This window comes from Fibrobacter sp. (assembly GCF_045112255.1).
In the GTDB taxonomy this organism is placed as follows: Bacteria; Fibrobacterota; Fibrobacteria; order Fibrobacterales; family Fibrobacteraceae; genus Fibrobacter.
On sequence record NZ_JBGUHR010000045.1, the window covers coordinates 37,864 to 48,954 of the forward strand.

General features: G+C 48.9%; 9 protein-coding genes. 2 read left to right on the forward strand and 7 right to left on the reverse strand.

All coding sequences use genetic code 11. The features are described from left to right. Window positions 1-3: 3 nt before the first annotated feature. Window positions 4-1,167, forward strand: a complete 1,164-nt coding sequence (locus ACJMM9_RS06215) for a glycosyltransferase (protein WP_405324773.1) — start codon at window positions 4-6, stop codon at window positions 1,165-1,167. A gap of 85 nt (window positions 1,168-1,252) precedes the next feature. Here ACJMM9_RS06215 and ACJMM9_RS06220 read toward each other — a convergent pair whose 3' ends face one another. Further along, window positions 1,253-2,002, reverse strand: a complete 750-nt coding sequence (locus tag ACJMM9_RS06220; RefSeq protein WP_405324775.1) for an MBL fold metallo-hydrolase — start codon at window positions 2,000-2,002, stop codon at window positions 1,253-1,255. A gap of 223 nt (window positions 2,003-2,225) precedes the next feature. Here ACJMM9_RS06220 and ACJMM9_RS06225 point away from each other — a divergent pair, with 223 nt between their 5' ends. Beyond that, window positions 2,226-3,701, forward strand: coding sequence for an amidophosphoribosyltransferase (locus ACJMM9_RS06225; RefSeq protein WP_405324776.1), 1,476 nt, complete (start codon window positions 2,226-2,228; stop codon window positions 3,699-3,701). A 125-nt stretch (window positions 3,702-3,826) separates the two neighbouring features. Here the strand turns inward: ACJMM9_RS06225 and ACJMM9_RS06230 are convergent, their stop codons facing one another. From ACJMM9_RS06230 to ACJMM9_RS06255, 6 genes are all read right to left on the reverse strand, one after another. Next, window positions 3,827-5,410, reverse strand: coding sequence for a hypothetical protein (locus tag ACJMM9_RS06230; protein WP_405324778.1), 1,584 nt, complete (start codon window positions 5,408-5,410; stop codon window positions 3,827-3,829). A 645-nt stretch (window positions 5,411-6,055) separates the two neighbouring features. Beyond that, window positions 6,056-8,812: a valine--tRNA ligase gene (locus tag ACJMM9_RS06235; RefSeq protein ID WP_405324780.1), complete on the reverse strand. Its 2,757-nt coding sequence runs from the start codon at window positions 8,810-8,812 to the stop codon at window positions 6,056-6,058. A 372-nt stretch (window positions 8,813-9,184) separates the two neighbouring features. Beyond that, window positions 9,185-9,376 carry a DUF3791 domain-containing protein gene (locus ACJMM9_RS06240; RefSeq protein ID WP_405324781.1) on the reverse strand — a complete coding sequence of 64 codons (192 nt, stop codon included), beginning with the start codon at window positions 9,374-9,376 and terminating at the stop codon, window positions 9,185-9,187. Beyond that, on the reverse strand, window positions 9,376-9,621 hold the full coding sequence (locus ACJMM9_RS06245; RefSeq protein ID WP_405324783.1) for a hypothetical protein: 246 nt from the start codon (window positions 9,619-9,621) through the stop codon (window positions 9,376-9,378). The genes ACJMM9_RS06240 and ACJMM9_RS06245 overlap by 1 nt, the downstream gene beginning before the upstream one ends. Beyond that, window positions 9,618-10,097 (reverse strand): DUF3990 domain-containing protein, encoded by a 480-nt coding sequence (locus ACJMM9_RS06250; RefSeq protein WP_405324785.1) that lies wholly within the window; start codon window positions 10,095-10,097, stop codon window positions 9,618-9,620. The genes ACJMM9_RS06245 and ACJMM9_RS06250 overlap by 4 nt, the downstream gene beginning before the upstream one ends. 23 nt (window positions 10,098-10,120) lie before the next feature. Next, the gene (locus ACJMM9_RS06255) at window positions 10,121-10,981 is read right to left on the reverse strand and encodes a DUF4357 domain-containing protein (RefSeq protein ID WP_405324787.1); all 861 of its coding nucleotides are present in this window, start codon (window positions 10,979-10,981) and stop codon (window positions 10,121-10,123) included. Window positions 10,982-11,091: the final 110 nt, after the last annotated feature.

The window sequence follows — 11,091 nt, forward strand, 5'->3', positions numbered from 1 at the left end:
TTTATGAATTTGCTTTTTAATCTCGTGGCGGTGCAGCCGATTCACAGTGCAAAGTTTCACGGTGGCGGCAGCTATGGCGAAGTGATTTTCTGGGCGCTTGTGAAACGTGGCGCAAAATTCAGTTGCGTTTACGATAGCCGAAAATATTTGGCTCCGGATATTATTGCGGCTTGTGAAAAATGTGGCATTCCGCTTTTTGACATTGCCGAAAAAACGCCGCAGCAGATTATCGACGAAAATGCGATTGACGCGTTCTACACGCCGCTTTATTCGCTGGAAGGCAAATGGCAAATTCAGGTGAAGCGCTTTGTGTTCACGTGGCATGGCGTGCGCGCTCTTGAAATGCAGTACAGCTGGCAAGGTGTTGGCTTTGCGAAAAAGCTTGCTCAAAAGCTCGAAGCGCTTGTGCGTTACCGCGACTGTTGGAAAAAGTATTTCTATGCGCCCAAGTACCGCGATTTGGCGGCCCGCATTGCCGACGGCCGTGCCGAATGCATTACCGTGAGCGAACATAGCCGTGCTTCTATCAAGTCCTTCTTCCCGGAGCTTCTGGACAAGGAAATCCCGGTTTTCTATAGCCCGATGCTGGATTATGAACCGGAAGGATTCTTGCCGCCGGGCGTGAAATCCAAAAAGTTCTTTTTGCTCACGAGCGGTGCTCGCTGGGAAAAGAACAATCTGCGTGCGGTCAAGGCGTTTGATGAACTTGTAACAATGATGCGTTCGACAAATCACTTGTTCGATATGAAACTCGTGATTACGGGCGCGACGAACGTAAAAGTTTACCGCAAGCATATCCGCAACAAGGATGCTTTTGTGTTCCTCGGTTACGTAGAATCCAAGGAACTCGAATTCTTGCACAAGAACGCGTATGCATTTATTTTCCCGAGCTTGAACGAAGGCTTTGGCTATCCGCCGGTGCAGTCGATGCGATATGGTGTGCCTGTGGCTGCAAGCGGCACGACTTCTGTGCCCGAAGTTTGCGAAAATGCGGCACTTTATTTTGACCCATATTCCGTTAGCGAAATTAAGAACCGCATGATTCAATTGCTGGATTCGAACATCTATGCGATGTATGCATCCCGTGCTTTGAAACGTTACGCCGAAGTGCATAAACGCCAAAAAGAAGACCTCGAAAAAGCTGTTGACTTTGTTCTCGGCGAATAATTGATTGAAAAACGCCCCGGAACTGCGTCCGGGGTGACAAAGTGAAACTACACTTTTTATGTCGCGGGCATAACTGTGGAAATTTCTACAGTTTCATCACGCGTTTCATCTCGAGGTTTTCATAGCCTTCGGGGCAATGCGTCGAGAGGTAAACGGTCGGGTTATTGGCGACAAATTCGCGGACACGGTCGAGCGTTTCGCGGGCGGCTGCAATGTCTTCAAAGACGATGCTTAACTTGTTCGCCTTGAGGGCTGCATCGCAGTAGGTCACATCGCCATGCATCATGTAGAAGAGCCCGTCGTTTTCGGCGACGATGATGCTGTTGCCCTTGGTGTGTCCCTTCGCTTCAATGAAATAAATCCCGTCTGCGATTTTTTCGCATTTCGGGAAGTTGTGGTAAGGCCCGTCCTTGTATGTGCAGCGCACAATGTTTGGGCCTTCGAGCTTCATGGCGTCGGCATCTTCGGGCGAGACGTAAACCATTGCACTTTTGAAGTACTGGATTGCTGCCGAATGGTCCGGGTGCTTGTGCGTGATGAGAATTTTAGTGACCTGGTCGGGCCTATAGCCGAGTTCCGCAAAGGCTTTGGTGTAGTCCTTTAGCTTTTCGCCCATGTAAAGCGGTGCGCCGAGTTTCTTTTCGGGCGCTTCAAAATCGTTGACGAATCCCGTATCGACGAGGATGACTTCGCTCCCGGTGTCGATGAGAAAGTTTTGCAGGCTGCTGCGGTAGATAATCTGCTCGTCGAACTTGTCCTTGCCTTCTTCACCGCCAAAGGCAAACGCCTGGTTCATGAAACCATGGTCAAACATGCGTACGGCTTTAATTTCCATATGCTTCCCCTTCTGAAAATGTATGCTTTTATACCAATATATACTCAAAAGATCTCAATTCAAAATAAGGCGTTATTCCAATTTGGGGCGTAAGCAAAAAATATGGCTATTTGCGGGGGCTGCCCGGCGGTTGAAATAAAAATTTTTCAGGTTTAGTCTTTGCATATGGCTCAAGATTTCTATTTTTGTGCGTGGAAAATCTTTTTCTATCCAGGAGTCTTATATGGGCGGCTTTTGTGGTGTTATTTCCAAAGAAGATTGCGTTTGCGATCTCTTTTACGGAACCGACTACCATTCTCACCTCGGCACTCATCGCGGCGGCATGGCTGTTTTGAAATCAGATGGAGTTTTCCATCGCTCGATTCACAACATCCAGAACACTCCGTTCCGCAGCAAGTTCGAGCACGATCTTTCACATTTTTCTGGCAAGGTTGGTTTAGGCGTCATTTCTGACACAGACCCGCAGCCGCTCGTCATGACCTCCAAGCTGGGAACGTTCGCAATTGTGACTGTTGGTCTCATTACGAACATCGAAGATATTAAGAACGAACTTTTCCGCAACAACTGCATGCAGCTCCAGTTCTCAACGACGAGTGGCATGGTCGGTCCGACCGAAGTTGTTTCAGCGCTTATCGCTACGCAGGATTCAATTATTGACGGTCTCAAGTATGTTCAGGACAAGGTGAAGGGAAGTTGCTCCGTGCTGATTATGGATAGTGCGGGGCGTTTTTATGCCTGCCGCGACAAGTGGGGCCGTACGGCTATCATCCTTGGTAAGAAGGATGGCGCCATGATTGCCTTGCAAGAAAGCTGCGCACTTCCGAACCTCGGTTACGAATACGTCCGTGATCTTGGTCCGGGCGAAGTGGTCGAGCTCACGCCGGATGGCGAAACGGTGCTCGTTCCGCCGCGCAAGAAAATGGCAATTTGTTCGTTCCTCTGGGTGTATTACGGTTACCCGGCCTCCAGTTACGAAGGACGTAATGTGGAAATGACCCGTTACCGTTGCGGTTCCGCTCTTGCGAAGCGCACCCCGACCGAAGCCGATGCCGCTTGCGGTATTCCGGACTCCGGTACGTCTCACGCTTTGGGCTATGCTCACGAAGCAGGCATCAAGTTTGCCCGTCCGTTCGTGAAGTACACGCCGACTTGGGCACGTTCCTTTATGCCGCAGGACCAGCGCCAGCGCGAACACGTTGCTTCGATGAAGCTCATCCCGATTCCGGGACTCATCAAGGACCGTCGCCTCGTTTTCTGCGATGATTCCATCGTTCGCGGAACTCAGCTCGGCAAGCAGGCTGCAAAACTTTATTCTATGGGCTGCAAGGAAACGCACATGCGTATCGCTTGCCCGCCGCTCGTTTATCCGTGCAAGTTCATCAACTTCTCCCGCTCCAAGAATGAATACGACCTCATCACGCGCCGTTACATTCGCGACCAGGAAGGTGAAAACGCCGATCTCGACAAGTACACCGATCCGAATGGCCAGCCGTACAAGGACATGGTCGAATACATCCGCAAGAAGCTGAACCTCACGTCGCTTGCGTTCCAGCGCATTGACGACTTGATTCAGGCTATTGGCCTCCCGGAAGAAGACCTTTGCACTTACTGCTGGACTGGCAAGGATTACGCCGAAACGGGTGACTGCTATCATTGCCCGTGCCATTGCCACGACAAGGAAAAGGAAGACAAGGAATAATCCGCAATCACGTCATCCTGAGCGAATAGCGAAGGACCCAGTGAAGTCTTGCTGATTGAAATTGAAAATCCGACCTCATGCGAGGCCGGATTTCTTCTACATAAGGAGATGTATGGGACTTTGTTTTAACGATTCTTCACCTTGTTGTTGGTGGCTGCAGCCGTGACGCCGCAAGTGCCGCCGTTATACGGACCAATTTCCTGGATGTTGAATTTGTATTTGCCAGCAGAGGCTTGAATCTTGAATCTGAGGGCCGCGAGTGTTCTGGAAGCCTGTTCACCGGTGTATGACGTATTGCCCTTGTACCAGGAAGGCTGCTTGAAAGAGGACCATGGGATAAACCTTGTTGTACCGGAAGGACTCTTCGGGAGTGCTACTGTCGGTAATGCGTATTCCAAGGTTGCGTCCAAATGATCACCGAGGCTCATTTCAAGTGTTGGTGCTGCATCCGAGGAGTAGGTAATGCAGATTCCACCCATGCCTGCAGCGTCAGCTGTAGCAACATTGCCGTCGTTGTTTTCGCCAGCCAAGTTGAAGCCTAAGCCGACAAACGGTTGGTAATACAAGTCACCCTGGTCAAGGATTGCCGTACCGCAAACGCCGCCACAATGTTCAATGACAGGTAGTAGGGATTCTGGATCGTATTCGTTGCCGAGGAGTTCTGGCCAAATGATTCTGGATTTTCCACCGTCGCTATCGTCGCCGTAATAGAACCAGTAGCCGGATGTTTCTGTACCGGCATCATATCCGGTGTGAATTTGTTCGATGCCATCAAGTCCAAACCATGTTGTAAAGTCGTTTGTGGTCGGTGGTGGATCGATCGGATTCGGCGGATCAATCGGGTCTGGCGGATTTACTTGGGTTGTCGGCCTGAAGATCGGGAATTGAGAAGCTTCGCAACCATCATATGGGCCAACTGCTGCGATGTTGAATGTGCCCGTAGAGCCACTTTCTCCTTGGAACATGAAGGTAATCGCCGCGAGGTGTGCTGCGGCTTTTTCTCCAGATATCGGTTTGCCTTTGTACCAGGCTGGCTGCTTGAAATCCTGCCATGGAATACGTTTTGTTGTGCCGGAACTCTTGGGAAGTAATGCGGCTGGTACAGCATAGTCGAAGGATGCATCCATTTCTTCACCGAGGCGCATTTCTACAGATATCGCTATGTCGGATGCGTAAGTCACGCAAATGCCGTCCATGTTTGATGCGTCACCGACTTCTGCAGACGAGTCGTCGAAACTCTTTTCTCCGACCAGATTGAAGCCTACGCCGACATATGGCTTATACATTAACGAGCCTTTGTCTAGAACATACGTTCCGCAAAGACCGCTGCAATGATTGATAATCGGATCCATTGCTTCGTTGCTGTATTCGTTTCCGGGTTCCACAGGCCAAAGGATTTTTGAGAGACCGCCGTCCATCTCGTCGCTGAAGGAATACCAATACCCTGCTGTTTCAGTTTCGTTCGCCAAGCCGGTCTGAATTTGAGGTTCGCCATTGTAGCCGTACCATGTCTGGAATTCTCCGGAAGGGGTTGCAACGGAAGAAGACGATTTAGCCTTGCTGGAAGAGCTTATTTGTATTGGATCGTCATCCGAGGGATCGTGCGGCAATAAAGAATCGAGGTAGCTGCAAGCTGTAAATGGGATTGATGCGGCGACCATTGCGAGTACCGCAGCCTTCCCGAAATATTTTCTTTGTCTTTTGTTCATCAGAATGTCCTCCTGTTTGTTCTGGTTGACGTTTTAAATATATGTAAATTAAAACTCAAAACAATAGGCGATTTTAGGGCTTAAAAGTTGAAATATTAATTTGTGTGTAAATGTGCGTACTATGATAGTACAGTGTCCGTTTTTATGATACATGTTTTTTACGTTATATAATACAGCAAGTTTATTTGAGCTTTATTTGTGATACACCTTGAATTTCGGATAAGTACGAAAATTATTTTTATATGTTAAAAATCTTTTTACATAAAAGGCGTGAAAAAATGTTTTTGGGGGAGGGCTTTTGCTGAAAATAGTCTTCTAAACGCAAAAAAAAGAGGCGCTCCGTAGGGAGTGCCTCTTAATGTTTTTTATAGATCCTTCGACTTCGCTTACGCTCCGCTCAGGATGACACAATCCGCGTTTGCGGTTTGTGTCACTTCAGTTCTTCGAGCGCCTTCGTGCTCTTCGCAATAATGGGCACTTTCGCTTCGCTCAAGTGCCAAATGCTGGCCTCGGTCATGTACAAATAAATTTGCCCACGACTCTCGGCCTACGCATTTGCACTTCGTGCAACACCCTTCGGCTCGGATATACGAAAACAAGTTTTCGTGCATCGCTCGCCTTATGGGTGTTTGTCTTGCTGAGAAATTATCGCAGATCTTTCAGGGCTGCTTCGTCCTTGGCGATAATTTCTCTCTGCGTTGCGAGCTTGGTGCGTTCGGCGTTCACGACAGCTTCCGGAGCACCATTGACGAACTTTTCATTCGACAACTTGCGTTCGATAGAAGCGGCGAATGCTTTGGCCTTTTCGATTTCCTTTTCGAGGCGTGCGATTTCTGCAGCCGGGTCAAGGATACCTTCGAGCGGGATGTAGAGTTCGCCACCCGGCACCACGGAGCTTGCGCTGAACTTCGGCTTTGCGGCCTTCACGGCCACAGAGAACGATTCAAGTCCACCGAGTTCGGTGATGATGGCCTGGCAGTCCTTCACGCTTGCTTCGGTTTCGGCGGTATCGACACTCACGACAGCCTTGAGCTTGGTAGCCGGGCTTACGTTGTAGCGACCGCGCACGCCACGCACACTTTCCACGACGGCGAATGCCTGGTTGAATGCAGCTTCGATCTTATCGTCGATGAGGCTCGTGTCAGCCTTCGGCCATGCGCTGTTGATCACGCGTTCAGAACCCGGGAAGAGCGTTGCGTTCAGTTCTTCCGTGATGAACGGCATCACCGGATGCAACAGGTCAATCACGCCGCGGAGCACGTGGCTGAGGATTGCCATAGCGTTCTTCTTTTCGGCGGTGAGCGTTTCGCTGTTGATCACGGCCTTCTTGATTTCCAAGTAGCTAGAGCAGACATCGTCCCAGACAAAGCGGTAGAGGAAGCCGGCGAGTTCAGCAAAGTGGAACTCTTCGAGCATCTTCGTTGCGTCTTGGATGGTGGAGTTCAAGCGAGAGAGAATCCAGCGGTCTTCGAGTGCGAAGATCGAAGAATCCATCGGGAGCATGTCCTTGGAAAGTGCGCCAGCCTGTTCCAAGTGCGGGAACAAGAAGCGGCAAGCGTTCCAGAGCTTGTTCGAGAAATTACGACCAATTTCGAACTTTTCGCTCGTATTGATGACAGAACCATCTTCCTGCTTTTCCTTCTTCACCGGGAGACGAACGTCCTGGTTGTCAGTGCAGAGGCTTGCCATCACGAAGCGGAGTGCGTCCGTGCCGTACTTCTTTTCGATATCCATCGGGTCCACGCCATTGCCCTTGGACTTGCTCATGGTCATGCCGTTGCCGTCCAAAATCTTCGGGTGGATGTACACCGTGTGGAACGGAACCGTCCCCATGTTTTCCTGGCTGAAGAGCACCATGCGGGCGACCCAGAGCGTAATGATGTCGCGGCTCGTCACAAGCACGGAAGTCGGATAGTACTTCTTGAGCGTGTCCGTCTGTTCCGGCCAGCCCATCGTGGAGTGCGGCCAGAGACCACTGGAGAACCACGTGTCGAGCACGTCTTCTTCCTGCACAATCTTGTGACCGGCAACTGCGTCTTCCTTCAAGTTTTCTTCTTCGGAGCAGATGAGCCAGATGCCGTTTTGTGCCTTGTAATAGTAAATGTCGTTACGGCCTGCGAATGCCTTGTTCAAGTCCTCTTCGGTCGTCGTTTCGTCGGCGTGCCAAATAGGAATGCGGTGGCCCCACCAGAGCTGACGGCTGATGCACCAGTCGCGCTTTTCCTTGAGCCAGTCGAGGTACTTGTTTGCATAGCGTTCCGGAATGATCTTGATTTCGCCGCTCGTGACTGCCTTCATGGCGTTGTCGGCGAGGACGTCCATCTTCACGAACCACTGGTCGCTCAAGTACGGTTCAATCACAGTCTTGGAACGGTCGGAGTGACCCACCTGCATTTCGTGGTCTTCGACCTTGATGAGGAGGCCGAGATCTTCGAGACCCTTCACCACGGCGTCGCGTGCGGCCTGGCCCTTCATGCCCTGGAACGGACCGGCATTTTCGTTGAGGCTGCCGTCGTCGTTCATGATGTTGATCATCGGGAGCTTGTGGCGGAGGCCCGTAGCGTAGTCGTTCGGGTCATGAGCCGGAGTCACCTTCACGGAACCCGTACCGAATTCCATATCGACGAGGATGGCGTCTGCAATCACCGGAATTTCGCGGTTCACGAACGGAACCTTGAGCATCTTGCCGATGAACTGCTTGTAGCGTTCGTCGTTCGGGTGCACGGCGAGAGCCGTATCGCCCATGATCGTTTCCGGACGAGTCGTCGAAACCGGGATGAATCCCGAGCCGTCGGCGAGAGGATACTTGAACGTCCAGAAGTGACCCTTCACAGTTTCGTAGTAAATTTCATCGTCTGCCACAGCCGTCTGGAGCTTGGTGTCCCAGTTCACGAGACGCTTGCCGCGGTAGATAAGACCCTTCTTGAAAAGGTTGAAGAATGCGTGGCGGACAGCCTTTGCGCAAACCGGGTCGAGCGTGAAGCGCTGACGGCTCCAGTCGCAGCTGACGCCGAGGCTCTTGAGCTGCTTCGTGATGCGGGCTTCGTATTCGTCCTTCCACTTCCAAATGCGTTCCACGAGGGCGTCGCGGCCAATGTCGTGGCGTGTCTTGTGTTCGTCCTGGAAAAGTCTCTTTTCTACGACTGCCTGCGTGGCAATGCCGGCGTGGTCCGTGCCCGGAATCCAGAGCGTGTCGCGGCCAGTCTTACGACGATAGCGGACGAGAATGTCCTGCAGCGTGTCGTTCAGAGCGTGGCCGAGGTGCAAAGCACCCGTAACGTTCGGAGGCGGAATGACGACGGAGAACGGTTCACCCTTTCCGCTCGGGGCAAAATCATTATTCTTGTTCCATTGGTCGTGCCAACGGTCTTCTACAATTTTCGGATTATAACGAGTTTCCATTTCCATAATGCGCCAAATTTAGTAAAAGGCGAGCGTCGCGACAATCGTGCTCGCACGAATTGTCATGACCGAGGTGTACTAAATCGCCCGAAGGGCGCCAATTTAGTAAAAGTAGGAGGTAGGAAGTAGGAAGGAAAATGTAGGTGGAAATGCGCCAATAGCGTCATCCTGAGCGTAGGCGCAATGCGCCGAAGTCGATATATGAAACTAGGCTCTTTAGAGCCTTAGTTGAATTAGGTTCGTAGGAGCAGGATCCAGTGAAGTCTTGGAAAATAGGGTAGGAGGGGAAAGCTTTCCCCTCGCTCGTACTGCGTTGCTCGCTACCCCTTCGAGCGGGGCTTCAGACGCCAGCCCCGCAATGCCCCTAGCTTTCTATATAAGTAGTTTGTCTATGTCATCAAACGCATTTTCCAATGCTTCCGTATGATATCGCTCATACATGTTGTAAACAAAATCCGTCAAGTTTTTTTCTTCAAGACGAGCTAGAATTTTATTGGCGGTAGTCCCCTTATAAGCAGCATACTGTTCCATCAGGAAGCTGAAAAATTCCATTTCTTTAGCCATTAGCACCTCTGAATGTAAATGGAATTGCGAGGATCGCCCGTTCTTTGCTCAGCTTCCCACATGTCAAAAATTCCAAAGCAACTGAAATCCCACATCTGAAGCTCAGGATTGCTCAACATTTCGTATGTCTTCGAGAACATGAATTTTTTGTATGCATCCATTGCAGAATAGCCGTACTTCAGGCTAATCATCTGCGAGACTTCGCGGTCGTAATAATCGAGAATGAAGGGTAGAACTTTGTTCATTTTGTTACCGCCTTAACAAATATAAGTTTTTGCAAAGCGAGTTCTGTGCGGAAAACATACTGATCACGAAGTTTTTGCGGCAAAAGTCTCTTTATTGTTTCATCTTCGTCATAAATTCCCGCAAAATAGAGCGATATAACAGGCATGGTCCTGTCGTTTGCTACGGGACCAACAATCAAGTCATAATCATTCTGAACATTTTCGTTTTTTCTGTTTGCCGTAACAAAACGAAGCCAATCTTTGTCAGCACACGGGAACTTCAGACATTTCAAGCCAGACAAATCCTGGTTGTCAAATTCAAAAATAGATACGGTCGGAACACCTGTTCCTTTCCGCTTTACGGTCAATTCGGACCAGTTCTGAGCCTGCTCGCTACTTGTGGTCAAATAGAAGCCCGTCCCGAAATCCAACCTTCTGTCGGAAACAAGAATTTCGGGCTTAGATACTGCAATGTTGCTACCGTGATAAAGTTTCATAGACAGACCTCAATTCTTACACACTATAAATTAAATAATTCCTTCAAGGTTTTGCCATCTGATTTCCATTCTGTTTTACCATTGCAACTGCCTCCAATAACAAATTCAGCAGAAGGAGACAATTTCTCAAAATAAACATCTTCTTGGAGGATGTATTTCCCTTTTATTTTTTTGATTTTACCAGCCTTTAAAAAATCCTCTCGTTTTTTTTGAACGCATTCGCCATTGGCGGGATGGTCATCGTCTAAGCGAACTTCCGAGCCTGCCTTAACAGTTATAGAACCTTCATTGCGATTAAATAATCCATTTGCCTTTATTCCACCGCGAGTCGCAACAACAGGTATAATAGAAGGATCAACAGCGTTCTCTTTAGTAGAGGTCGTTTCAATATTGTAATCAAAAGCTGCTAGGCAAAATTTGATATCAGAAAAAATCCCTTCAATATCGGGAAGGTTTGCTAATGAAGACTCTTTCCTACCTCGTTTATCTTTGTTTAAAAGGACATAATGAACTTTTTTTTCGTTACAAGCTTTTTCTAAGCGAATAATTGAAAGTGTTTCAAGTTCATCCACATATGCAGTCAGCTTTCCTTTATCTGTGAGAAACATTATTGCGATGGACCAACAAAATTTTTCTTTCTGATGATGCGTTTGCAACCTGCCGATACCGTTTCCCGTTCGTCCAACATACACATTTGATTTATCTTCATCAAATAGAAAATAAATTCCAATTTGGTTGTTTTTTATAATATTAGATGCTTCTGACAACCTATTACGAGGAACAATATATGCATCACATCGAAGTGACAATCCTTGAACAATACGAATTCCATTAGGATCATCATTTATAAACTGAATTGTCAGCGTTCGTCCCTGCATTGCCATATACGCCTCGTGTTTAAAAACAAGTCTTTACAATATTAAAATACCTTATTTTCAGAACTGAAGAAATTGGGCTCCCTTAAATACTTGCGATTTTCCATAAAATAGGCTAT